Source organism: Rothia sp. HMSC071B01 (genome assembly GCF_001808945.1).
Classification (GTDB): Bacteria; Actinomycetota; Actinomycetes; order Actinomycetales; family Micrococcaceae; genus Rothia.
Window position 1 is genome coordinate 1 of sequence record NZ_KV795044.1, and the last position, 25,991, is coordinate 25,991.

General features: G+C 56.6%; 16 protein-coding genes and 1 riboswitch. Of the genes, 11 read left to right on the forward strand and 5 right to left on the reverse strand.

Annotated features, from left to right (window positions below; translation table 11 throughout):
• A partial coding sequence (locus tag HMPREF2527_RS00195) for an ATP-binding cassette domain-containing protein (protein WP_070505504.1) occupies window positions 1-1,306 on the reverse strand: 1,306 nt, incomplete at its 3' end.
• Window positions 1,307-1,660: 354 nt separating this feature from the next.
• Window positions 1,661-1,777, forward strand: a riboswitch (SAM riboswitch).
• Between the two features lie 117 nt (window positions 1,778-1,894).
• Between HMPREF2527_RS00195 and HMPREF2527_RS00200 the strand changes: the two genes are divergently transcribed.
• The 4 genes from HMPREF2527_RS00200 (at window position 1,895) to HMPREF2527_RS00215 (ending at window position 9,326) form a co-directional block, all read left to right on the forward strand.
• On the forward strand, window positions 1,895-2,800 hold the full coding sequence (locus tag HMPREF2527_RS00200) for a methylenetetrahydrofolate reductase (RefSeq protein WP_070505431.1): 906 nt from the start codon (window positions 1,895-1,897) through the stop codon (window positions 2,798-2,800).
• Window positions 2,801-2,953: 153 nt separating this feature from the next.
• On the forward strand, window positions 2,954-5,281 hold the full coding sequence (metE, locus tag HMPREF2527_RS00205) for a 5-methyltetrahydropteroyltriglutamate--homocysteine S-methyltransferase (RefSeq protein WP_070505433.1): 2,328 nt from the start codon (window positions 2,954-2,956) through the stop codon (window positions 5,279-5,281).
• A gap of 514 nt (window positions 5,282-5,795) precedes the next feature.
• Entirely contained in the window at window positions 5,796-7,235 is a 1,440-nt protein-coding gene (locus tag HMPREF2527_RS00210; protein ID WP_049358420.1) for an MFS transporter, read from the forward strand.
• Between the two features lie 108 nt (window positions 7,236-7,343).
• A complete protein-coding gene (locus HMPREF2527_RS00215) occupies window positions 7,344-9,326 on the forward strand; it encodes a M13 family metallopeptidase (protein WP_070505435.1) in 1,983 nt (660 codons plus the stop codon).
• Window positions 9,327-9,446: 120 nt separating this feature from the next.
• Here HMPREF2527_RS00215 and HMPREF2527_RS00220 read toward each other — a convergent pair whose 3' ends face one another.
• The 4 genes from HMPREF2527_RS00220 to HMPREF2527_RS00235 form a co-directional block, all read right to left on the reverse strand.
• The gene (locus tag HMPREF2527_RS00220) at window positions 9,447-10,187 is read right to left on the reverse strand and encodes a DUF6318 family protein (RefSeq protein WP_070505437.1); all 741 of its coding nucleotides are present in this window, start codon (window positions 10,185-10,187) and stop codon (window positions 9,447-9,449) included.
• Between the two features lie 102 nt (window positions 10,188-10,289).
• A complete protein-coding gene (locus HMPREF2527_RS00225) occupies window positions 10,290-11,018 on the reverse strand; it encodes a DUF6318 family protein (protein WP_070505439.1) in 729 nt (242 codons plus the stop codon).
• 129 nt (window positions 11,019-11,147) lie between these two features.
• Window positions 11,148-11,387: a hypothetical protein gene (locus HMPREF2527_RS00230; RefSeq protein WP_005507323.1), complete on the reverse strand. Its 240-nt coding sequence runs from the start codon at window positions 11,385-11,387 to the stop codon at window positions 11,148-11,150.
• Between the two features lie 237 nt (window positions 11,388-11,624).
• A complete protein-coding gene (locus HMPREF2527_RS00235; RefSeq protein ID WP_049340847.1) occupies window positions 11,625-12,284 on the reverse strand; it encodes a hypothetical protein in 660 nt (219 codons plus the stop codon).
• 363 nt (window positions 12,285-12,647) lie between these two features.
• Between HMPREF2527_RS00235 and HMPREF2527_RS00240 the strand changes: the two genes are divergently transcribed.
• From HMPREF2527_RS00240 to HMPREF2527_RS00270, 7 genes are all read left to right on the forward strand, one after another.
• Entirely contained in the window at window positions 12,648-13,025 is a 378-nt protein-coding gene (locus tag HMPREF2527_RS00240) for a hypothetical protein (RefSeq protein ID WP_052265084.1), read from the forward strand.
• 32 nt (window positions 13,026-13,057) lie between these two features.
• Window positions 13,058-13,588 (forward strand): hypothetical protein, encoded by a 531-nt coding sequence (locus tag HMPREF2527_RS00245; RefSeq protein WP_070505443.1) that lies wholly within the window; start codon window positions 13,058-13,060, stop codon window positions 13,586-13,588.
• A gap of 27 nt (window positions 13,589-13,615) precedes the next feature.
• On the forward strand, window positions 13,616-14,518 hold the full coding sequence (locus HMPREF2527_RS00250; RefSeq protein ID WP_070505445.1) for a hypothetical protein: 903 nt from the start codon (window positions 13,616-13,618) through the stop codon (window positions 14,516-14,518).
• Window positions 14,519-14,843: 325 nt separating this feature from the next.
• Window positions 14,844-17,867: a chitinase gene (locus HMPREF2527_RS00255; RefSeq protein ID WP_070505447.1), complete on the forward strand. Its 3,024-nt coding sequence runs from the start codon at window positions 14,844-14,846 to the stop codon at window positions 17,865-17,867.
• A 149-nt stretch (window positions 17,868-18,016) separates the two neighbouring features.
• The gene (locus tag HMPREF2527_RS00260) at window positions 18,017-19,294 is read left to right on the forward strand and encodes a type 1 periplasmic-binding domain-containing protein (protein WP_239662335.1); all 1,278 of its coding nucleotides are present in this window, start codon (window positions 18,017-18,019) and stop codon (window positions 19,292-19,294) included.
• A 116-nt stretch (window positions 19,295-19,410) separates the two neighbouring features.
• Complete coding sequence (locus HMPREF2527_RS00265; RefSeq protein ID WP_070505449.1) at window positions 19,411-23,799, forward strand: FtsK/SpoIIIE domain-containing protein; 4,389 nt, start codon at window positions 19,411-19,413, stop codon at window positions 23,797-23,799.
• 117 nt (window positions 23,800-23,916) lie between these two features.
• Window positions 23,917-25,941 carry a serine/threonine-protein kinase gene (locus HMPREF2527_RS00270; protein WP_070505451.1) on the forward strand — a complete coding sequence of 675 codons (2,025 nt, stop codon included), beginning with the start codon at window positions 23,917-23,919 and terminating at the stop codon, window positions 25,939-25,941.
• The last annotated feature ends 50 nt before the right edge of the window (window positions 25,942-25,991 follow it).

Consider the following 25,991-nt stretch of genomic DNA (forward strand, 5'->3'; position numbering starts at 1 on the left):
CCAGAAGAAGATTTTCACGCACAGTCAGTTCATAACGGCCGTAGTCTTGACTCATCAAACCCACATTTGCCAACATGTTGTATTTACTCTCAGAAGAAGCACCCTTATACGTTATGCTCCCCTGGGCAATTGGTGTAATTCCAAGAATTGCATTTATTAGCGTTGTTTTTCCCGCGCCCGAGGCACCAACTACTGCAATCATTTGATTATTCATCAGCTCAAGATTAATATCTTTAAGCGCAAAAGACGACGCGCCCTCATACTGAACGGATACATCTTTGCATATAACTTTTGAAATATTTTCACGGTTAGGGTTAGAAGTTTTTATCTCAGAAGCATGGTCGTAAGTATCAGAGTCGCATACCCTTCGGAATTGCTGAACAGATAATGCTCCATTAATAATCTGGCCGAATGAATATCCCACCTCTTGGGTCGCGTTAACACAGGCAATGATTCCAATCAGCGATCCGGCCACATACGATATATCGGCGCCTGAATTCACAAGGAAGTACAGGGACGCAAAAAGTAAGACAGAGCAGAGTAGCCCTGCAACTATGGAGATGATTCCTCTAACACTTTCAAGGCTCAATTCCCTACCGGCTGCCCGGCGTCGCCAGGACGCTACGCGTTGCGAGAAAAATAGGGAGGCTCTCATGAGGTGAAGTTCTTGGGCGCGACTCTGAGCCATCAGATTGTCTAGATAGTAGTTCTCTGCCCGATAGTCCTCGTACATTAGGGTGTATATAGCGTAATCACGTTTAGCGAGAATCACCATTGCGATAGATAAGGGTAGTGAACACAGTGCCGCAAAAATTGCTGCCACAATGCTGACGTTCGCAATATTAAGACAGAGAAGTAACACCATTGCGAAGGCACTCACCAGTGTCATAACTGACATGGTGTGAACCTGCAATTCCTGTTTCGATATTGCCTCTCTAGCAGCACGTATATCTTCCTGTGATTTTGTGCTACCTATATCAGACAACGGAAATGTAGATAACCTGGTATTTAACATGCGGTGAACCCGATAGTTCATCTTTGATTTGAGGATAAGCATGTTACTTATTACCCAGCGTTGAGCAATGATATTAATTCCGACAACAAGGGCAAGAGCAACGATATAAATCCAGGCCGCGCCACCATTTGAACCGCTCAAGGCTGATACTGTATTACCGATTAGCAAGGATTGGCTCAGAGGAATGCAGGCTATGACGGCTAGCGATAGGGCGACGCTCACCAGGGTTGTGGGACAGGTTTTCCAGGCTAGGCGGAAGGACCAGATTATAGAAGAAAATAGATTTTTCATTCTCACCACGCTCACAAAGTCATATTGAACTCATCTTTGGGTCCTGAAACTCCTCGATGAGCGGACATTGAAACACTACCCGTGCCTCATTAGTTATTAGTTACCCTACCTCTCACTGAAAGATAAAACACACATATTCGCGCGTGTCCAAGAATATTAAGCAGACATATCTACGATAGTGCCGGGCACCCAAGAGCCAGCCAACACCTCCATCCGCAATACTCCCCAGCCCCCTTCGTCATAGTCAGTCATATTAAGTTCATATTTCGCCTCAATGTCATGTCCAGAAATATTAGGACATCAACCGCCGCATCCCTTGCGCACCCTCGGAGGCAGTGGGTAGAGTGAAAGTGTTATCTATCAAGAGCGACCGAGAGATCTGGCTCGTCGACGTCGCAGCAACCTCGCCAGTATCCCCCACCGTCACGGTGCAGGGTACGGACAAGGTGCTCCCGCCAGAACCGATAGAGAAGAATACCCTTCGGCACCCCTTGATGAGTCGTACTCGCAAACCGGTACAGCGCATCCTGCAGAAGAATTCGCGCACCCTCACGGTGCGTATCTATCGGGTGAACACGAAGGATGGTTATGGCTACAGTTCACCCGGCTCTTTCTTTTGAGCTATTCCCTCCGCGCTCACAGGCGAGCTGTGAGTCGCTGCTCCGCACCATTGCGGAGCTTGAGGGCACCAACCCCGACTACGTGTCGGTCACCTACGCCGGTGACGCTAAGCGCCGCCAGAAGACCCTGGCGCTGCTCGACCACCTGGTGCATGAAACCTCCCTCACCCCGCTGGCTCACCTGATTTGTGCTGGCCATTCGGTGCATGAGCTGGAGCGTGCGGTCCGCCTGATTCTGGGTCTGGGCGTGCGCGGTTTCCTGGCTCTTCGCGGTGATATTCAGGAAGGTCAGGTTTCTGAGCTTCCTTTCGCCCGCTACCTGGTGGAACTCATTCGCCGCGTGGAGCGTGAAGATTTTGCCCACCTGGCAGCTGGCAAGGTGTCGATTGGTGTGGCGGCATACCCGCAGAAGCACCCCGAGTCCGCATCCCTGCTGCAGGATATTGAGATTCTGCTGTCCAAGCAGCGTGCCGGCGCAGATTTCGCGATTACTCAGGTGTTCTTTGAGGATGAACGCTACAGCGCCCTGGTCGATTCGGCGCACCTGGCGGGCGTAGATATTCCGATTATTCCGGGCATCATGCCGGTAACCTCCCTGAAGCGCCTGCAGAATCTCTGCCAGATGGCGGGCATGGAAGTCCCGACGGACCTCGCCTACGCCCTAGAGACGGCAACCAGTGACGCTGAGCTGCACCGCATCGGTGTTAAGTATGCGTTGAACCAGTGCCGCGCCGTGATGGATGCGGGCGCACCGGGTCTGCACTTCTTCACCTTCAACGAGCATGCGGCGGTTCTGGACGTTCTGGATCAGCTGGATTTGCCGCGGTACAGTAACCGTTTCTCTCAGCCGCTGAGCGAACTGGAATACGCCTAACCCAACCCGTAACGCTCCTTGTCGGATGCGTTCCCATTGTCTCCCCCGCAAATATTCCGGGAGTTGTTGAGCTCTCCGTTTCACCACCCACAGTCGGGTGGTAAAACACCGGAACTGACTCCCCTATCTATCCCCAGTAAAGGAAAAAATATTATGTCGAACACCGCATTTCCCGCCGCAACCATTGTTGGCTACCCCCGCGTGGGCCGCTTCCGCGAGCTGAAGAAGGCTCAGGAGGCTTTCTGGAAGGGCAAGGCAACCCTGCAGGAGCTGCAGGACACCGCCGCTGACGTGCAGCGCACCTACTTCGAGCGCGTGACCGCCGCCGGTCTGAAGGCTGATAACTACTCGATTCCGGCAACCTTCTCCTACTACGACCAGGTGCTTGACGTGGTTCGCCTGTTCACCCTGGTTCCCGAGCGTCTGGCTGAGGCTAAGGATGCACGCGGTCTGCTGGATCTGCCCGGCTACTTCGCACTGGCGCGCGGTACCGAGACCCTGCCTCCTCTGGAGATGACTAAATGGTTCGACACCAACTACCACTACCTGGTGCCTGAGATCGGTGCCGGCACCGAGATTAAGCTGAACCTTGAGGCTATTGACGAGCAGCTCGAGGTCGCAAAGCAGGCTGGCGTGAAGGTCCGCCCGCAGATTGTTGGCCCGCTGACCCTGCTGCTGGGCGCTAAGGCCGAGCAGGGTTCCGCTGAAGACTTCGCACCCATCGACCGTCTGGATGAGTTCGTTGTAGCGTACGCTCAGGTGCTGGAGCAGCTGGCTGAGCGCGGTGTTGAGTGGGTTCAGCTGGACGAGCCGGGCCTGACCGTGGACCGTGCCGACAACGCGAAGGTTGCCGAGCTGGCCGAGCGCACCTACCGTACCCTGGCTGCCGCCGAGAAGCGCCCGCAGATTCTGGTGACCAGCCCCTACGGTTCCCTGCGTGAGAACCTGCCGGCTCTGCTGGGTACCGGCATTGAGGCTCTGCACCTTGACCTGGTGCACGGCGTGTACTCGAAGGCTGAGTTGGAGTCTGTTTCTGCCGCTGGCGTGCACCTGGTTGCCGGTGTTGTGAACGGCCGCAACGTGTGGCGTGCCGATGTTCGCGCGGCTCTGAAGACTCTGGAGGCTCTGCCCGGCGCATCCGAGGGTGCCGTGTCGGTGTCCTCCTCGACCTCCCTGCAGCATGTGCCGCACGACCTGGCTCTGGAAGACCCCGCCGAGGTTCCGGTGGACGGCCTGGCATTCGCTGACCAGAAGGTCGCTGAGATTGCTCTGCTGGCTCGTGGCCTGGCTGAGGGTGAGGCTGCTGTCGAGCCCGAGCTGAAGGCTGCTGACGAGGCGCTGGCTCGCTTCGCCGCTGACCCGCGCAAGCACAACGACGAGATTCGTGCCCGCGCCGCCGCTGTGACCGCTGAGGACTTCAACCGTCCGACCATTGATGTTCGCCGCGCGGCTCAGGCTGACCTGAACCTGCCGAAGCTGCCGACCACCACCATCGGTTCCTTCCCGCAGACCGCTGAGATTCGCCGCCGCCGTGCGGAGGCTCGTGCGGGCAAGATTTCCGCCGAGGAGCTGAACGGCTTCCTGCGTGACGAGATTGCCTCGGTCATCAAGCTGCAGGAGGAGCTGGGCCTGGACGTGCTGGTTCACGGTGAGGCTGAGCGTAACGACATGGTTCAGTACTTCGCTGAGAACTTCGACGGCTTCGCAACCACCCGCCACGGCTGGGTTCAGTCCTACGGTTCGCGTTGCACCCGCCCCTCGATTCTGTTCGGTGACGTGAAGCGTCACGGTGAGGGCCTGCGCGGTGAGGCGTTCACCGTGCCGTGGAGCTCCCACGCACAGTCGCTGAGCGACAAGCCGGTCAAGGGCATGCTCACCGGCCCGGTGACGATTCTGGCGTGGTCCTTCGTGCGTGACGACCAGCCGCGCCGCGAGACCGCTAACCAGGTGGCTCTGGCACTGGCCGACGAGATTGCCGACCTGGAGCAGGCGGGCATCCGCATCATTCAGGTGGACGAGCCGGCTCTGCGTGAGCTGCTGCCCCTGCGCCGCGATGAGCAGCCGCAGTATTTGGACTGGTCGGTGAACTCCTTCCGCCTGGCAACCAGCGCGGTGAAGGATTCCACTCAGATTCACACCCACCTGTGCTACTCGGAGTTCAACGAGATTATCGACTCGATTAACGCTCTGAACGCTGACGTGACCAGCATTGAGGCGGCTCGTTCGCACATGGAGCTGCTGGCTGATATTCCGGAGAGCTTCGTTTCCGGTCTGGGCCCGGGCGTGTGGGACATCCACTCCCCGCGTGTTCCTTCGCAGGATGAGATTGAGTCCCTGCTGAAGGCTGCGATTGGTTACGGCACCATTGCTGACCTGTGGGTGAACCCTGACTGCGGCCTGAAGACTCGTGATTACGAGGAGACCAAGCAGTCTCTGCGTCACCTGGTGGACGCCACCAAGGCGATTCGCGCATCCCTCTAGGAGGCGCCTATTGGTTCCGCTGCCTGCTGCGGGTTGACCGGATGATGGTTTGCTCGCGGTAACCTGCGGCAGGTGGCGGTTGTTCGGCTTCGTGCCGGTATGCGTACCGACTGTATGCCGAGCTTTTGGGGATAGATAACGGGCCCGCCCGTACGGATTCTTCTGCACCGTGCGGGCGGGTTTTCTGTGCTGTTTTGGGGCGCCAATGCACTGGTGTTCAAGTGGTTTTTTATTTGAACTTAGGGTATAAATTACTCTAATTTTAAGTGTGGTCTGACCAAAACACATACTTACTCAACCGAGAAAGTATTTATATTCATTACACGACTTGAGGCAATGTTGCCCAGTAGACAGATGTACATCACACAGATTTAGCACTTCCCCGTAATTCCGGGATAAAAACAGCATTAATAGAATAATCACTCTGAATATCCGTTCACCCTAGTGAACATTCTACTGAAAACATTCCCATCAGATTAGCATTTTTATAAGAATTCGTTTTTAGAATTCCAGCATGACTACTACCACTTCATCAAAGAAGAAGAAGGGTTCTGTACCCCGCTGGCTCGCCATTCCGGCACCCAAGCCCCAGCTCAGCGAAGCAGAAGTTAATGCGAAGTACCCGCGCATGCGTCTGCAGGTCTTCATGGGTATCTTCATCGGTTACGCGACCTTCTACCTGATTCGTAACAACGTCCCGCTGGTCACCCCGATTCTGACCAAGGAACTTGGCTTCAGCAACGCAGCAATTGGTGCACTGTCCACGGCGCTGCTGCTGGCTTACGGCTTCAGCAAGTTCTTCACCGCAATGATTTCCGACCGCTCGAACGCGCGTCTCTTCTTGCCGATTGGTCTGGTGCTTTCGGGTGTTGCCAACATCCTGCTAGCAATGACCGGCTACATGGGTGAAGGCGCGGGCGCGGCGGGCTACGGTGCCGCTATCGCCTCCATCATGGCGACCATCATGGTCTTCAACGGCATCTTCCAGGGCATGGGCTGGCCGCCCTCGGGCCGCGTGCTCGTGAACTGGTTCTCCACCAGCGAGCGCGGCGCGAAGGTTTCGTGGTGGAACACCGCCCACAACGTCGGTGGTGCGCTGTCCGGCCTGCTGGTGGCCTGGGGCTTCTCCCTGTTCGGCAAGACCTGGGAGGTTGCATTCTGGTTCCCGGCCGTTATCAGCTTCGTGCTGGCTTTCGTGGCATGGCTGCTGATTCGTGACAACCCCGAGGCTGAGGGCCTGCCCACCGTCGACGTGTACCGCAACGACCCGCACAAGGTGGAGTCCACCGCCGAGGATCGCGCGGAGTCCACCTGGACCACCATCCGCAAGCACGTGCTGACCAACTCGACCATGGTGTACCTGGCTCTGGCGAACGTGTTCGTATACACCCTGCGCTACGGCGTGCTGGTGTGGGCACCGAAGTACCTGCACGATGTGCGCCACGCTTCCCTTGAGGGTGGTATTGCGGGCTTCTCGATTCTGGAGCTTGCCGGTATTGGTGGTACCGTCCTGTGCGGTTACGTTTCTGACCGCATGTTCAAGGGTCGCCGCTCCCCCGCGGGTATCCTGTTCCTGATTGCGACCGTTGGCGCGATTCTGCTGTACTGGCTGCCTTCTTCGGATGCGCCGCTGTGGATTGCGTACGTTGCGTTGGCTCTGATTGGTGGCCTGATTTACGGCCCGGTCATGCTGATTGGTCTGCAGGCTATTGACCTATCCCCCTCGCACGTTGCGGGTACCGCTGCGGGCTTCACCGGCCTGTTCGGTTACGCGTTGGGTGCGACCCTGGCTTCTGCCGGTATCGGCATTATTGTTGACCACTGGGGTTGGGGCACCGCGTTCGTCTTCATGATTGTGTGCTCGGGTCTGGCGGTTCTGTTCCTCTGGCTGGTTAACGGTGCTGAGAAGCGTCTGATGGCTGAGCGTGCAGAGAAGCTGGCGGCTCAGGCTTAATTCGCCCGGTCTTTCTTGTGGGGAAGCCACACGCTTGCCGGTGAGTCACCATATGGTGGCTTGTCGGTAATCGTGTGGCTTCTCGCGTTAAGAACCTAGAATAGGGTCATGACTACTAACTCTGGAATCACTAAAGAATGGGTGGACGAAACCGTCAAGCCGGGCGACGATTTCTTCCGCCACGTCAACGGCAAGTGGCTGGCTACCCACGAAATCCCGGCGGACCGCCCCAAGGACGGCGGCCTGTACACCCTCCGCGATAACGCAGAGAAGCACGTGCGTGAGCTGGTGGAGAAGATCGCGAAGGAGCAGCCGGAGTCCCGTATTGGCGCGCTCTACAACTCCTTCATGGATGTTGAGAAGATTGAGGCGGACGGCCTGGAGCCGCTGCTGAAGGAAATCGCCCCGATTCTGAACTCGGCAACCCCCTCCCACCTGGCTGTGACCCTGGCGCTGCTGTCTCGTGCGGGTCTGCCGCAGCTGTTCGCCTGGTACACCAGCAACGACCCGAAGGACCCGAAGAACTACACGTTCTTCCTGTACCAGTCGGGTCTGGGTCTGCCGGATGAATCCTACTACCGTGAAGAGAAGCACGAGCAGGCGTGCGCGGCGTACGTTGAGCACATCGCCCGCATGTTCGAGCTGACCGGCCTGGCCGAGGGCTTCGGCCTGACCCCGGAGCAGGCGGCTCAGCTGGTGTTCACTCACGAGTCGGAGCTGGCTCGCCTGCACTGGAACGTCGTGGAGAACCGCGACGCTGAGGCAACCTACAACCCGTACCAGGCGACCGAGCTGGACGAGAAGTTCCCCGGCTTCCCGTTCTCGCAGTGGCTGCTGGCTCTTGGCGCCGACCCGGAGACCCTGGGCCAGGTTATTGTGGGCCAGCCGTCCTTCTTTGAGGGTGCGGCGAAGCTGTTCACCTCCATCCCGCTGATGAGCTGGAAGCTGTGGGCTGTGTGGACTGTTCTGCGTTCGCGGGCGCCGTTCATGTACGACGAGCTGGTTCAGGAAAGCTTCAACTTCTACGGCAAGACCCTCTCCGGTACCCAGCAGATTCGTGAGCGCTGGAAGCGCGGCGTGGGCGCCGTCGAGAAGGCTCTGGGTGAAGAGATTGGCCAGGAGTACGTGGCCGTGCACTTCCCGCCCTCGCACAAGGAGAAGATGCTGGTTCTGGTCGGCAACCTCCTTGAGGCGTACCGCGAGTCTATTGAGTCGCTGGACTGGATGACCGAGGCAACCCGCCAGAAGGCGCTGGAGAAGCTGTCGAAGTTCGTCACCAAGATTGGTTACCCCGATAAGTGGCGTGACTTCTCCGCACTGGAGCTGGTGCCCGGTGACCTGTTTGAGAACCTGCGCCGTACCGGTGCGTTTGATGCTGACTGGCTGATTGCCCGTAAGGGTCAGCCGGTGGATAAGTCGGAGTGGCTGATGACTCCGCAGACCGTGAACGCGTACTACATGCCGCCGGCGAATGAGATTGTGTTCCCGGCAGCGATTCTGCAGCCGCCGTACTTCAACCCGGATGCTGACGATGCGGCGAACTACGGCAATATCGGCATGATTATTGGCCACGAGATTGGTCACGGTTTTGACGATCAGGGTTCCCGCTATGACGGTGACGGCAAGCTGGAAAGCTGGTGGACTGAGGAGGATTACGCGAAGTTCAAGGAGCGTACCTCCGCGCTGGTGGAGCAGTACAACGCGTACGTTCCGGTGGGTCTGGACCCGAAGTTCCACGTGAACGGTGAGCTGACTCTGGGCGAGAACATTGGCGACCTAGCTGGCATGTCGATTGCGTTGAAGGCGTACCGTCTGGCTTTGAAGAAGCAGGGCATTGAGTCGCTGGCTGACGCGCCGGTGATTGACGGCATGACCGGTATTCAGCGTTTCTTCTTCTCGAATGCTCGCGGCTGGTGCACGAAGTCCCGCCCGCAGCATGCTGAGGTGATGATTTCGGTGGATCCGCATTCGCCGGATGAGTTCCGTGTGAACGGTGTGGTGCGCAATATTGATGAGTTCTACGAGGCGTTTGGTGTCTCTGAGGGCGATGCACTGTACCTGGCTCCGGAGGAGCGCGTGCGCATCTGGTAGCATCCCGATAAGGGTATATGCTTTATTGCGTATATAAGAAAGGCGCCCGCTTCGTGGGTTTATTCCACGGGGCAGGCACCTTTTTAGTTCTAGAAGCTATACGCTTCTAAGCTGAAGCTTTTAGGAAGCAGAAGCCGAAGCGGTAGCCGATGCAGAAGAAGAGGAAGAAGAATTACGCATACCGGTCAGCTTCCACGCGCCGTTCTCGTACACACCGTGCAGGGTGCGGTCCACCTCTTCCTTACGTTCTGATTCAGAGGGGGCCTCCTGCACGCGTTCCTTGCTTGCAATGAACTCGCCGGGGTCCATGGTCAGGCGGATATCCCAGTTGTAGGTATCACCGTCACGCTCAGGCTGCGGGGTAAGCATGGTGATGGTGACAGCCGGGTCCTGCATCCAAATCTTGCCCTGCTGCAGACCAGCGCCCAGGGAACGTGCGTCAGGTTCGAGGAAGTTCTTCAGCTCGGAGTTATCGAGTGCACATTCACGCAGCGGCTCGGTCTTGCCGGTGCGCATGTAATATTCCATGGCTGCGCCAAAGAACGCGATGGACTGATACAGACCCTCTACGCTGTTCTCGTTGACAACAGCAGGCTTCACGGGCACGGGTGCATTCTTGGACGGCTCGGTGCGAGTTCCAGGCTGGTAGTCAGCAGGCTTGGAGGTGTAGCCCTCCAGGACTGCAACACCGGAGTAGTCGCTACGAACACTCTTGGATGCCGACGCGGAAGCAGATACGCTACCGGATGCAGATGCAGAGCCGCTGGATGCCTGGGACTGCGAACCGCATGCCGCCAGGAGGGTTGCGCCACCGGCTGCGGCAAACAGGCCGAGTGCGGATCGGCGGGTTACATTCTTCATTGATTCTCTCTATCTACGGTGGTGGTGCCCGCCTCGTGGTTTCTATCCACGGGGCGGGCGCCTTTCTGTTGTTAGAAGCTATACGCTTCTAGACTGCAGCTTTTAGGAAGCAGAAGCCGATGCAGAAGCGGAAGCCTCAGAGTCAGACTTCATGCCGGTCAGCTTCCACGCACCGTTCTCGTACACACCGCGCAGGGTACGCTCGTTGACGTTCTCACGACCGCTTTCGGGGACCTCCAGAACCTTATCCTTAGATGCCATGAATTCGCCGCGGGTAAGGGTGAAGCGAGCATTCCAGGTGTATGCCTTACCATCGCGGGTGGGCTGTGCGGAGAGCAGGGTGATGGTGACGGTCGGGTCGTGCATCCAGACTTCGCCCTTGACCAGCTTTTCCCCGAGGGTGCCGTCTTCCGGCTCGAGCATCGACTTGAGTTCGCTCTTGTCCATGGCGCTTTCACGCAGGGGCTCGGTCTTACCGGTACGCATGTAGTATTCCATGGCTGCGCCGAAGAACGCGATGGACTGGTACAGGCCCTCCACGCTGTTCTCGTTGGCGACGGCGGGCTTGGTCGGCACGGGCACGTTCTTGGCCGGCTCGGTGCGGGTTGCCAGCTGGTAGTCAGCAGGCTTGGAGGTGTAACCGTCCAGGACAGCAGGACCGGAGTAGTCGGCGCGTGCGTTGTTAACTTCGGCATCCGAGGTAGAAGCGCTACCGGATGCAGATGCAGAGCCGCTGGATGCCTGGGACTGCGAACCGCATGCCGCCAGGAGGGTTGCGCCACCGGCTGCGGCAAACAGGCCGAGTGCGGATCGGCGGGTTACATTCTTCATTTTTTCTCTCTATCTGTGGTGTGTTTTCCGCACCGTGGTGCGGGTGATGCCTGCGGCATCTAACGGGAAGACGGCACTACACGAATGTAGTGCCGTCTTACAGTATATGTTTATTGGGCTTGGTATTTTTTAGCCGCCGTAATAGTAGTAGTGGCTGTAGGAGCTGCCGTAGTAGTCGCTGATGACGATGCGGCCGCGGCGGCCGTAACGGTGCGAGTAGTAGCCGTTGTAGGGGGTGCGGCGCACGGTGGGGCGGTAGGTGGTTGCCTGTGCGGGGGTGAGCAGTGCGCCGAGGGCGGTTGCTGCGCCTGCGCCTGCGGCGGCGAGTGCTGCTCGGCGGGTAAGGCGTGCGGGCTTCTTGGTGGCCATGATATGCCTTTCGGGGTCGGTGTTTCTGTGAAGTGACGTGGTGTGTGCACGGCGTGCGGCTGTGCATTAACCATTTCTTATTGTATGCCTCAACGTTAATGTTTTTACATGCAGAGTGCACCTTCTAGTTGAGGCTTAAACCATGCGGGCTAGTCCACGTTTTTCCGGCAGAAAAATTGCGGAAATATTGGTTGAGAAACACGCCGGGCACGCACTCAATACGGGCTGAATTGCGGGCTACATGTCCACTTCGGCGAGGCCCGAAATCTTGCCGTAGCTGAAGTACCGGAGAGTAGAACGGCGGTTCGCCCAGGCATTAATCTGGGCGGTGTCCTCGGGGTTGCCAATGTCTGGCCAGCGGTCGTTTTCAATCCTGAATCGGGTCATTGCGAGGAGGGGGTAGCTGCCGAAGACGGGACAGAATTCTGCGACCAGTTTGCCGGATTTTGTGTAGAAGTGGAGGGAGTCTGCGTATTCGCGGTCGGTGTTGTTGTCGTATGAGACCGAGTCAATCGCGTTGAGCGGGAAGAACACCGTATCGTTGCACGGCTCTCCCCTTTCGATTCCTTCGGGCGAGATTTTAGTGTAGGTACCGGCGCCGTTCCAGAAGAAGAACATAAAAAAGCCGGTCATGCCGAGGCCAATAAAGTCGAATGCGAAGTGGAATCCTACGTCTTCCCCTAGGTGAATGACGAAGACTCCTATCGCAAACGAGAGAATTACTAGGGCATAGGTAGCAATTTCGAAGCGGTTCGTTCGCATGACGTATACAGCTTCGGCGCGTAGTTTCTTTTCGCGGCGTCGGTTGAGTTCGTACGTGACGACGGTGCGGAGGACCTTGTAAATCAGTATGGAGTCGAGTGCGCCCCATATGAAAATCATGATGGTGTTGACCATGGTCGCTCACCAGCCTTTCTATCTATCGGTGACCAGCAGCCTTCCGGCAACGATGCGGAGGGTGCGGGTTCGTTCTCAGAGTAGCCGAGGAAATCTGGTGGTTAGGCACGGATTTGGGCTATCTGCGCAGTGGTTGCCGAGTCTTCACCGGAGCATTGCGTCGAGTTAACCTCCCGTCTAGATTGGGTGCGATAGGCTAAGGATGTGCCTGCCGCCTCACCGGGGCGAGCACGATTCACCAACCACTACCGCACAAGGACGTACACACCATGAGCACAACCGAAGTAAGCAGCGAAACACAAAAAGGCAACGAAAGCCTAGAAACCTAGCAAGGAAAGCTAACTATCTACAAGAGGCAAACCGATGGAAATTAATTACAAGCGCCGCCAGAGAATAGCGCTCATTATTTCGTTCATCATTCTTTGGTACGTGTTCTTTGTTGTCCCTAAAGACTTACGTGATGACAGTGACGGTATCACCGCTACCTGCACCGTAACTAAGGCATATACGAGAGAGCGCGGCGGCACAGTAAGCGGTATGAACGATATTAGACCCAAAGGTATTTTTGAGACAGAAGAATGCGGTACTCTCACGATGATTGTTCCTCCGGAAGGTCGCAAGATTCCCGAGTATGTTGAGACCGTCAAGCCTGGCAAAAAATACCTATTCCATGTCGCAAATTCATCACCTAAAAAGGAACAGGATTTTGAGACGACCCGCTTTGAAGAAATTACAGAGTAACAACCTGCAGCCCAGAAAGAAGGTGAAGAGCAGTGAAAAAGAACTCCCCGAGGAAAAAGAACGTTTCAAAGAAAAGGAACACCTCAAAGAAAAAGAGTTACCCAGAGGCAAATTACATTACCGAAACTGGGGCTATAAAAAAGACCCTCAAAAAGAGATACACCAAGAAAAAGAAGAATAAAGTCGATTTCAAAGAGTATCTTCGCGACATAGCAAAAGATGTATGGGATGCACGTGGCTCCATCATAACCGTAGTAGTCATTCTAGGGTTCTTCGCGTCCTTACATTTTATGACCAACTACAACCCGGGCAATGAATCCGCTATCTGCACTGTTACCTCAGTCGAAATCATTGAGCACGAGGACCCCTACTCAATCTCTGGTGAATTCGAAACGGAAGAGTGCGGAATCATCACATCAAGCAAATCCCCTGATGGTATACCCATCCGCAAATACCTCCAGAACTTCAAGACGGGCAAGAAATACAGGGCATACAAGTCCTTCTCTACCCGCAACGACGAATTCGACTTCAGCGTCCTCCGCTTTGAAGAGATCAAAGAGTAACCCCACCCCCGCAGAAAGGAATCCACCGTGAGCTTTATCGGCGACTTTATCATCGGCTTTTTTGGAGAGGCCATCGCGTCCTCACCCACACTGCAGCGAGTACTCCTGTGGATTCTGTTCTCTGCATCCGTGCTTCTCATGCTTGTCCCCGTCATGACGGGCGAGTACGCGTGGAGCATCCTATCCATCTCGATCATGCTGTTTTCGGTCGTGACGATTGACGGCACGCATGAGCAGTGCGTGAAAAACACCAAGAACGGCGGCGCGTACCATTACTTTCTGCTGACGGTGGGCACGTTCTGCGTTGCCGCAATTGCTCTGCTCGCTGCTCTCTCCCTGGCGGGTGTCCCGCCGGTTGCCTCCACCCCGCAGGTGGACGGCATCAATTTCGCTCCCTGGTATGTGGCGGCGTCCGCACTGGTTCTGCTGCTGTTCTTCTATAACGCCGCGCAGCCGAACGAGGAGATCCCTAACCTGTACCGTATGGAGCGCATCAACCGGTATGTGCGCACCGTGGTGCTGGGTGTGAGCGCCCTGATGGTGCTCTTCTGCCTGCTGATTCCGGTGGTTTCTTTCACTGCTGCCGGTTATGAGCCTGTGGGTGTTTCGGTGGTGCTGTGCCTGGTGCCGGTTTTCCTGATTTTTGTGCGCCGCACCCTGTTCAAGCTGTGGGCGTCGACCTTTGAGGAGGGCACTGCCGGGTATGGCGTGTTGCGTGGCTTCTGCGTAGCCCTGGTGGGTTTGGGTGGATGTTTGGCGGCGGCCCGTCTTGCTGCTGATGTTGTGCAGTCTGGTAGCGGCTTGTCGCTGGTGTATGTGGTGCCGGTGATCGCCTCGTACCTGCTGGCGAAGAGGTACCTGACCGTGGGTGTTGCTATCCCCGAGAAGGAAGACGAGGAGGACCCGGAGGCTGAACCGGCAGCAAGCTAAACTGTGGAGCGCCGCGGGCTGAGAGATGACCTCAGCCGCGGGGTTTTTCCATGTCGAACAGAGTTCGGTAAGTGCACTAGATTGAAACGAAATGAAAAATACCTTTAACTATCACCTCAAGGTTGAATTGAATATCCTGATGAGGCACCGACTAGGAGGAAAAAATATCAACCTTCCCATATTGGACTGATAAAGTGGTACGGGGCTTTTTCTCTTTCCGGCTTTGCCCCTGACCCTATCCACTCAGGTGGGCACTATACAGTGGCGTTTCAGACTTGCCGCTGTTGTGTGTCTGCACGGTATATAACTCAACGAAAAGATCATCATGACCAACCACACCACAGCGCGTCAGCGTCTACTCCGCTTCCCTTTGATTTTGGGTGTCACGACGGCACTTATTTTCTCTTCTTGCTCCACGGGCACGAACAATAACAGTGCCCCTTCCGATAAGGGTACTGTTACTTCTCAGAGTCCCCGCCAGGTAGAGAACGCTACTAATGTTCTGCAGAACGTGAATATTCAGATGGGTCGTGACGGCGAGGTTTCGTCGATTGAGTCGACCAACATTTACGTCAATGACAAGGATCGTACGAGCTCCTCGAGCAATGTGCAGTTCAAGCCGAAGGACGTCGTTAATGACCTTCCTGTGCGTGTGAGCCTGCAGTATTCTACTGAGCGCGGTAGCGGCACTAACCTGAATGATTTGAACGGCTACAGCGGCGAAATCACGATTAAGGTTACGGTCGAGAACCTGACGGTGAAGACCGAGGACGTCACCTATGATGCGTCCGGTACTAGCCGTACTAGCCCTGCACCGGTTGGTACTCCGTTCTCTATTGCTGCTTCTACTGTTCTTTCGGGTTCTCCTACTCAGGTTATTACGACCCCTGATGCTGCTGATTCGTCGACGAATGGTGTGGTGAGCACCAATGATGAAGGTAAGGCTGTTGTTCAGTGGGGTGCTATTTCGGCACCTCCGGTCACTGCTAGTTCTTCTTCTTTTGTGTTGAAGGTTAAGGCGAAGGATTTTAGTGCGCCTACCTTCAATATTTCGGTGCAGCCTGGTTTTGCTTCTGATTTGTCTGGTGCGGGAATCATTACTAACGGTTTCACTTCTCAGGATGCGTCTCAGGTGGCGCTTCTGCAGCGCACTATTGATACCGTCAACGAGGTTAATACGACGCTGACTAGCGCTAGTTCGCAGGTTGCTCAGGTGCGTCAGAGCCTGGATGATACGTCTGCGACTTTGGGTAAGGACACTGCCGAGCATCTGAAGACTCAGAATGAATCGTTGACGAAGACTATGCAGGGTCTGCAGGCGAATATTGAGAGCCTGCAGAAGGACCTTTCTGAGGCTTCGCGGACTAATAATTCTCAGCTGATTTCTCAGTTGGAGCGTACTGTTGCTGCTCTTCACTCGATGCTGGGTGATACGACGGCTCGCCCCAATGTGTCTGTTTCGCATAGCGGCGGTCGTTGTGTTGTGCATCGTGAGGAGGGTGCGAGTAGCCGTAGCGTGTACGGTAATTTGGTTCAGCTGTCTGCTGTTCTGAATGCGTATGCGGAGGCAAGTTCGGACTGCCAGCAGGATCTTACGGCTTCGATTCGTGAGATTGTTGGCCCGGAGCACCCGACCGCTGAGACTTGTTCTTCTAACGGTTCGGTGACCTGCGCCCTGTTCGGTGCGTCGGTGACGGTGCAGAGCTCTCTGATTGCACTGGTTGCTACTGGTGAGAAGATTGTGGATCACCTGCAGCCGGAGTATTTGAAGGGTGCGAACAACAACTATTCGGCATTGAAGCATCAGATGGATGAGCTTGTTGAGCAGGTGGAGAAGGACCCGTCTTCTCTTGATGCTGATGCTGTGCGTTCTTTGAGTGAGAAGGTTAGTGCGGCTCGTCAGAGCGTGAATCAGATGAAGGAAACGTCGAGCCGTCTGATTGAGAGCATCAAGAACGTTCATTCTCGTGCGGCTTCTGCTCGTGCGGAGCTGGTGGACGGTTCTGGTTCTATGAGCGCTCAGAATAAGGAACTGGCGGAGCAGCTTTGTGCTCTGTCTACTGAGCGTGGCGGTTCTCTGTCTGCTGAGCAGGTGGAGCATCTGCGTGGATACCTGACGGCTTCTTCTTGTGGTGGCGCGGCTTCACCGTCTGCTGCACCGTCTTCTGAGGCGCCGTCTGAGGCTCCTAGCCCTGCACCGTCTGAGTCTGCTTCTGTGGCTCCTTCTGAGGAGCCGTCGAAGAAGGTTGAGGCTCCTTCCGCCGCTCCCTCTTCTGAGGCGCCTTCCGCCGAGCCTACTGCCACGGAAGGTAATACTCGCGTCATTACGGTGGAGAACGCGAACGAGCGTACCTACACTTCGAACACCCCGGCAGCACGTACTCCGATGGAGCAGCGTATTGCTGCCGCGGTAGCTGCGTGGGATGAGGTTCTTGCCGCTACTTCGATGGATGACCCCAAGGAGGGTCTGGCTCGCGACGCCAAGGACCTTAACGATGCTGTGAACGCGGTAGATGGTGCCCTGGGCGAGATTGAGAAGACCCTGAACGATGCCGCAAACGCGCAGAACCAGGACGCGGAGAAGAAGGAAGAGCCTACTGAGGAGGCTAAGGTTTCTCTGCGTGATCGTATCCATTCAGCTTCGGATGCTGTCAATGCTTTGGGTAAGAACCTGGAGGATATGACGAACATGCAGGCTGACCTCTCCACCGCTATTAAGGAAGCGTTCAAGGAGTCTGCCAATGAGACTCGCGAGAGCCTGACGAGCATGATTAGCGAGGAGATTCGTAAGGTTTCGAGCGATGGTTCTTCTAGCGCTTCGGCTGCTAAGGAGGCGTTCTCCGCTTCGATTGCTGGCATTACTGATACCGCGAATACTGTGGTTCAGGTGGCTGGTGAGTCTATCGAGGTTCAGCACAAGGATATGAATGATCGTATTGAGGGCCTGCGTCAGTCTCTGGATTCGGTGACTGAGCGTTCTCTGGTTGCTCTGAGCACCCGCGCTGAGAACGCTACCCGAGATTTGGCTGGTGCATCCGTTCAGCTGAATAACGACCTGTCGAAGCTCATGCTCGATTTGGGCGATAGCAACGCTGAGGGCGCTGGTCTCTTGGGTGCGCTCAAGAGCAATAGCGCGAAGGCTGGTGCGGCTGATTACCAGCTTGCTTTGGCGATGCAGAATGCTCAGGGTTACACGAACCTCCGTTCTGAGGATATTGCTGCTCTGCAGAAGCGTCAGGCGCAGTTCAAGGCATCCCTGCAGCGTCTGCGTTCGCTGCCGACCTTCCACCTGTCGAATGCTGGCAGTGCAGAGGTGAAGACGGTGTACACCTTCCAGATTGGTGATTAGCCGTGGGGTTTTCCCCTCATTTGGGCTCTGATTCAGGTCCTCACCGCCGCGAGGGCAGGCGGCTCACTCAGCGCACCGTGGTGTGGTGTGTCAGTCTGTGTGTGCTGTTTAGCCTTGCGGTGGTGGGGATCTGGTATGGCGTGCGCGCTGTGACTCCTCAGCCTTTGCCGCTTGGCACGGGTACGAACCCTGCGTCTGCGGTGACGGTTCAGCAGGCTATTTCTCTTCCTGCGTCTGGTCGTGAGCCTGTTATTGGTGTTGTTACTACTTTTGGTGATGATGCTGAGGGGTCTGCGTGGCGTCTGAATGCTCAGGGTGCTCGTGTTGCGCAGTACCGTCTGGCTTTGGGTAATTCTTCTGTGAAGGTTCTTTATGCGAACGATAAGGGAACGGAGCAGGGTGCCCGTGAGGCGGTAGAAAAGCTCTCTTCTGAGGGTGCTCTGGGTATTGTGCTTGCTTCTCGGGGTGAGCATCTTCGGGGTGCTACGGCTGCCGCTAAGGAACGCAATGTTGCGGTGATTGAGGCGTATGACCGGGTAGATGCTGGCGATGGGGTATGGAGTTTTGCTCTGGACCCTGAGCAGGAGAAGCAGGTCTATACGACTGCTATTCGTTCGCTCGCCGGTGCATCCAGCACGGGTTCTTCGCAACAGCTTAATGGTGTGCGCACCATCCTGCTGGATGCGGGTGAGGGCTCTGCACCGGACCTTCCCTATACGAATCGCGTTCAGGTTTCTGCTGATGAAGACGGCATGAAGGACACTCTCAAGGAGCTGACGCGCCTTCTGGGGGACAAGTCTTCGGGCTCTTCTCCTGTTCTGGTTTTGACGGGTTCGGCGTCGACTCAGGCAAAGGTTCTTCGTTCTCTTCAGAGGGCGGGTATTACTTCTCCGGTGATTGCGGGTGAGGAAGCTTTGACGGAGCCTTTTATACGTCTTCTTCTGGAGAACGGTGGTTCCTTGACTGACAATATTCGCATTGTGGGGCGTGTGCAGGCACGTGCTGCGGCGTTGAGTGCTGATGATGCCGGTCGCGCTTCTTCGGCATTTGTGTCAACGGTTGAGCGTATGAAGAATGATTCTTCGCTCAAGGATTTGTCAGGCGAACAGTCGTTCTCGAAATCGGCAGTGTGGGCGGATGCTCCCTCCCATAACGCGCTTTTGGCTTTTGCGTATGCCACGAGCCAGGTTCGTGAATACACTCCTGAGGCGGTTCGACGGGTTCTAGGAACCCTTCGTTTGGACGCTAAAGATTCTACGGTCGCGTATCCGTTGGATTTTTCGTCTTCTTACGCCGCTGGAGGGCAGGTGGGTCTTCTTTACCCGACCGCGGAAGCTTCGATGATTCAGGGCGGGTCTTCCTCGACGGATGCGGTGAATCCGCCGGTGTGGATGCTTCGCACGTTCACCTCAGAATCTCGCGACTAGCCTTTCCACACGGAGCCTACTGTACAGAGCCAGCCCATCACACCCCGGCTTTCGGGTATTACTTCTAGTCCGTCCACCAGCGGGGCTCACGATTTATCTATTTTGGAGAACACCTTATGCGCTTTTTCCTTGAACTTGAAGAGCATAACGGGAGCTATGAACTAGACTCCTGGCAGCCTGAGACGACCATCGCTGATCTCATCCAGGCGACCGGTGGCCCCTCCCTGCCCGCCGACGAGCCGCTGTATTGCGATAACCGCCCGGTGACGGCATCCTCCACCCTGGCGGAGGTCAAGCCGATGGAGGGTATGCGCATCTCTAGAGCACCGCTCTCCTACCCTTCCCTGGTGCAGGGCTGGAGCGTCTGCTTGAGCGGCGGTTCGACGGTTACCCTGCCGCACCCTATCCCTTCTTCGCGTCCTCTGGTGGCGGGTCGTTCCCCGTACGCCGACATTGTGCTGCCCACGGCGAGCGCCTCGTGGGAGCATCTGCACCTGCAGGTGGTTCATGATGAGTCGACAAACACTCAGAAGGTGCGCATCACTGACCCGGGTTCTACGAACGGTAGTTTTGTGGACGGTCAGAAAATCCCTGAGGAGGGTCTGACTGTTTCTGAGAGCACCACTATCCATGTTGGGGATTGTATTCTGACTCTGCAGCCTGCTCCTCAGGAGAAGGCTGCGCCTCGCCCCGGTAGCGCCCCGAATGTGAGCGCGTCGGGTACTGCACCGTTTAACCGTCCGCCGCGTCAGGGTGCGTTGAGCGCCCCGGATAAGGTGGAGGCACCTACCCGCAAGAACGTTTCTGACCCGCCGAAGTTCAATATTGCGATGGCGGTGGGTCCGATTATTATGGCGGCGGCAATGGTCGCCATTATGCAGGAGATTCGTTACGCCCTTTTCGCGATGCTCAGCCCCATCCTGAGTATTGGCATGTGGGTGGAGCAGAAACGTCGTCACGCTAAGGATAAGGTGAAGGAGCGTGTGCGTTTTGAGCAGGAAATGGAGAAGTTCAAGGAACGTATCGCTCTGAGTAACCGTGAGGAAATTGAGCGTCTTCACGACCTTGCCCCGGCACCGGATGCCGTTCAGCTGCGGGCGCTTCTTCCTGCAATGACGCTGTGGCGTCGCCGGAGCACCAGCCCTGACCTGTTGACTTTCCATGTGGGTACTGGGCATATTCATTGGGCTCCTGAGCTGACGAAGCCGAGCAATCCTGAGCCTGAGGTTCAGCATATTCTTGAGCACAATACCCTGTGGGATGCCCCGCTGGTTGCTGACCTGCGTGAGGGTGGCGCTATCGGTATTGTGGGTCCGCGTGAGCAGTCTCTTGCCCTGGCGCGTAGCCTGGTGCTGCAGGCGGCGACCCACACGGGTCCTGCTGATATGACGATTGCGGTCTGCGCAGATTCGGCGCGCTCGCAGGACTGGGTGTGGACGTCGTGGCTTCCACACATGCATATGGCGCAGAACCAGCAGATGCGTTGGTTTGCTTCTGGTAAGGAGCAGTCGGATCAGATGCTGCGCTCTCTATACAACGACATTGAGTCTCTTCCGACCCGCGGCCTGTGCGTGGTCGTTGATTCGGATACCCTCACTGAGGGCCGTGAGTCGCCGGCACGCGACCTTTTGGCGTACGGCGATGAAGTGCGTCTGATGGCGAATAAGACTGCTGCTGCGGGTGCTCGCCGTGTTGCCGGTATTGTGTTGGCTTCTTCTGTTGACCGTCTTCCTGCGTCGTGTACTTCGGTCGTGGAGATTGGTGAGGAGGCTTCTATGACCTATTCGGAGCCTCGCCGCCGTTACACGGTCACTGACGGTGTGCTCGCCGGTGTGAGCGCTGAGGATGCTCTTCATGTGGCGCGTACTTTGGCGCATCATGAGGACCCTGAACGTCTGCTGTTGGGTGGCGGTTTGCCTCAGCTGGTGAAGCTGCCTGAACTGGTTGGTTTGCCGACCCCTCCGGGTGCTGAGGATATTGAGGCGTTTTGGTCGCAGGCTAGTGGTTTCAGCACTGAGATTGGTGTGGGTGACTCTGGCGCGTTCACCTTGGATTTGGTGAAGGACGGTCCTCACGGTCTGGTGGGTGGTACCACTGGTTCGGGTAAGAGTGAGTTTTTGCGTTCGTTGGTGGCGGGTTTGGCTGCGCACCATGATCCGAGCCGTTTGAACTTTATTCTGGTTGACTTTAAGGGTGGCGCGGCGTTTAAGACGTGTGAGCGTCTGCCGCATACGATTGGTACTTTGAGTAACTTGGATGCTCAGTTGGCTCACCGCGCTATTGAGTCGTTGGAGGCGGAGATGGACCGTCGTCAGCGCCTGTTTGCGGCTGCTGGCGAGGGTGTGGACAACATTAAGGATTATTTGGCGACGAACCCGCCGGAGCCGATGCCTCGCCTGCTGCTGGTGATTGACGAGTTTGCGATGCTGGCGAAGGACTTCCCGGATGTCCTGTCGTCGCTGGTGAGCATTGGTGCGGTGGGTCGTACCCTGGGTGTGCACATGATTTTGGCGACTCAGCGTCCTGCCGGTGTGGTGAATGACGATATTCTGGCGAATACGAACTTGCGTGTGGCGTTGCGTGTGCAGAGCCGTGAGGATTCTTCGAACGTGATTGGTGTTCCGGATGCTTCGGAGATTTCGCGTTCGCAGATGGGTCGTGCCTATGTGAAGCTGGGCCAGAACGATATTTCGCCGGTGCAGACTGCCCTGGTGACGGGTCAGAGCGGCACTGAGGTGGTGACTTCTCTGGAGGTTCGTGCGACCGATAGTATCGGTATTCCTCGTTCGGAGCGTGCGCGCCCGAAGGTTTCGTCGAGTGATGCGAATGACCTGGATCTGCTGATTGACGCTGTTGTGGCGGCTCATGCGGCTCGTGGTGCGGTTGCTCCTCGTAAGGTGTGGCCTGAGCCGTTGGGTTCGTATGTTGATTTGGCTGATTTTGGTGTGCGTGGCTTCCCTGACCCGGATCTTCCCACTGTGGGTGGTGTCCAGGACGGTGTTCTGATGTGTACTTTGGGTGATGAGCCTGAGCTGCAGCGTCAGGTGCCTATGGGCTGGAATATTGAGATGAGCAACCTGCTGTTGGTGGGTGTTGCCGGTAGTGGTACGACCACGACGATTCAGTCTGTGGTGCTGGGTTTGGCTCAGCATTATTCGCCGGAGGACATCGATATCGTTCTGGTGGACATGGGCGCTGATGGTTTGCTGCCTCTACACTCTCTGCCGCATGTTGTTTCTGCTGTGGGTACCGGTCAGGGCGCCAGGGAGCGTCAGGCTCGTTTCTTGCGTTTTGTGAAGTCGGAGCTTGATGCTCGCCGTGCTGACGCGTCACGCCGTAAGCCTCTTTTCATTGTTTTGGATGGTTTTGCGACGCTGCGTGATGAGTTCTCTGATGCGGTGAGCATGGATTTGTTGGCGAATTTCTACCGAGTGTATGCGGATGGTCCTGCTGTTGGTATTCACTGCGTGGTGTCGACGAGCCGCGCGAAGAATATTCCCTCGCAGATTCTTGATGCTTCGTTGCAGACGTGGTTCTTCCAGCTGAGCGATGTCCACGATTATTCTTCGCATGGTATTCGCGGCACGAATGTTCCGGCTGCGGTTCCTGGGCGTTGTGTTGACCCGAAGCGTCTGCGTCAGATGCAGGTGGCTACTCCCGCTGTTGGCGTGGAGGAGGCTGTCTCTATGGTTCGTGAGCGCTTCCCGCAGGCTCCTGCTAAGCGTGATGTGATTGGTCAGCTGCCGACGTGGGTTTCGTGGGAGAGCATGCCTGCCGCTGAGTTTTCTCCGAGCCTGTGGCGTATCCCTGTGGGTATTGCGGAGGCTACGTTGGAGGCGTGCGCTTTCGAGCTGTACGAGGGTGAGCACGCCATGGTTGCGGGTAATCCACGTTCGGGTAAGTCTTCTCTGCTGGTTGCGTTTGCTCGTCTGGTTTCTCGGGCGAGGGCAGCGGCGGAGCAGGCGGTGTCTGCCGCGTTGGCATCTGGTGACGCTATCGCGGCGGAGAACGCACGCATGGATGCCGCTGAGGTTCCGGAGGTTTGGGCTGTCTTTGATCAGCGTTCCGGTCTGGTGAATGCGCCGGAGGGCGTTTTTGACCGGGTGTTTGAGAGCAAGAATGCTTCTGCTCAGGTGCAGGCGGCTTTGCAGGATGCCGCGGGCCCGGTGCTGTTGCTGATTGATGACGGTGACCGTGTGGATGACCCGATGAACGTTTTTGATGCGATTGTGAAGGGTGACTTCCCGGACGTTCACATTATTGCTACGGGTAAGCCGACTGATTTGCGTCCCTTGTATAGCCATTGGACGAAGGCTATTCGTAAGTTCCGTACTGGTGCTGTGGTTCAGCCGAATGTTGATACGGATATGGACATGTTCGGTTCTATTCCGAGGCGCGCCCCGGTTCAGCTGAGCGTTGGTCGTGGCTACGCGTTCCTTGCCGGGTCGCCGGTTCTGGTGCAGCTGATGAGCCCTGAGGATTCTCAGCACCGTGGCGGGCTGTAGGGCTTGTCTGGCGTGTGGTGAGGTATGGTGTAACTTTACCGGCTATTTTGCTGTAGGGGTCGCCCCGTCTGGGGAGTCTTCCTGCTTGTTGTGAAGTTGATGTTAAGGAGTTAGCCCGTGACTGTACCTGCTGGTTCGCCGCAGTACTCCGGCTCGGAGCGTCGTGATGCTCATCCTGTCCCGCAGGTTGCTGGTCAGCCTGCGGGGGGTCTGGTTGCGGGCGCTCCCCTTGGCTCTTCGTATCGTTTGGTGCGCCGGGTGGGTTCTGGCGCGGTCGGTGAGGTGTGGGCTGCTACGATGAGCGGCTCGTGGGCTCTGTATGCGGCGAAGGTTTTGCGTCCGGAGCTTGCGGAGAACCCTGTGGTTCTTGAATCTTTTGTGCGTGAGCGTTCGGTGTTGTTGGCGCTGTCGCATCCTCATATTGTGCCGTTGACGGACATGGTTGTTGAGGGTGGCGTGCTAGCTCTGGTGATGGAGTTTCAGCATGGCGGTTCGTTGCGTCAGAAGCTGGATTCTGAGGGTCCGCTGCCGGTTCGTTTGGCGTTGAGTCTGATGGTGCAGGTTCTGAATGCGGTGGAGTTTGCTCACCGTCAGGGCGTGATGCACCTGGATATTAAGCCGGAGAATGTTCTGCTGAGCGGTGTTTTGGGGGAGTCTCTGGATCAGCAGGTTCGTGTGGCTGATTTCGGTATTGCTTCTTTTACTGGCTCTGCGGGTTCGGGGGCTTCTCGTTCGTTTTCTGGTACTCCGGGGTATATGGCTCCGGAGCGTTCTGCGCATGGTGTGGCTACTCCGGCGGTTGATGTTTATGCGTGCGCGGTGACTCTTCATGAGTTGTTGGTGGCGGCGCGTCCTCTTCCGGCGCGTGGTGGTGCGGTGCAGGTGTCGCCGCAGATTCCGGCTGAGGTTGCTGAGGTGCTTCACGGGATGTTGGCGGAGAACCCGGCTCAGCGTCCTGGTGCGGCTGAGGCTGCCGCTAAGTTGCGTCTTTTGGCTGAAGGTTTCGCGACTGATACGGTGCTTCCTCGCTGGGTTGAGGTGTCTTCGGGTGCTGTGGGGTACACGCCTACGGTGGTTCACGGTGCTGAGCCTGCGGTTTCTGCGGTGTCTGGGCAGAATGTTACGGAGCTGTATGGTGCGGGCATGCCGTCGCTGGGTCAGGCGCAGAATGAGACGGTTATCCGTGCTCCTTTTGTGGTGGAGCAGCCGGTATATGTTCCTGATGAGGTTGTTGAGGATGAGGAGCCTGCTCGTTCGCCGTTGCGCCGCCCGCTGGTGTGGGGCGCTATTCTGGGTTCTTTGATTCTTGTGGGTGTGCTCGCTTTTGTGGGTTTGAGCGGCGGTAAGGGTTCGTCTAAGACGGCTGAGTCGTGGTCTGCTTCGAGCCGTAGTTCGGCGTCTTTGCCGAGTGGTTTGGGTACCCGTATTGAGGGTACGTATAACCCGCGGGATAAGAGTGCCCGCCTGACTTTTGAGTTTTCTTCGCAGAAGTCGGCTCTTCGGGGCGATATTTTGCAGGTGCTTCCCGGTGTTGAGGGTGGTTCGTGTGCTTCGGTGACGTGGGATGCCGGTCAGGTGTCTTCTGGTGTGTCGAAGAATCAGTCGAGTGTGACTGCGGTGGATGTTCCGTGTTCGTGGAATCTGTCTGGGGTGAGTATCCCGGCTAATGGTGTGGTGCAGGTTCGGGCGAATGTGTCTGCTGAGTTTAAGGATTCGCGTGCTTTTGAGGAGTGGGTGAACCGTATTGATTCTGAGACGTCGAAGGCTATTTCTGACCGGGAGGTTCGTTCGACGGCGTATCCGATTCAGCGTTTGCGTTCGATTGAGTTGCGGGTTCCTTCTCGTGTGGTGAATCAGAGTGTTTTGCCGGTGACGGTGGTTCCGGTGTGGCCGAGTGGTGCGGATGAGTTGAATCCGTTGATGGTTTTGCCGCGTACGGGTGAGTTTTCAACGCTGGTTCAGGCGATTTCTCCGGATGCTCAGTTGATTAGTTTTTCGGATGGTTGTTCGGGGCATGTGCTGGTGTCTGAGGATCAGCGGGTGGTCACGGCGCTATCGGTGACTTCTAAGTGCCGGCTGAACGCGCAGATTGGTAATTTCACGAACCTGTCCAGTAGCGACTTCGCGATTATCACCCGATAATGGTGGCGCTTAAATGAGCCGCCGCTGGCATGCAGAAGGCCCCCTGTGCT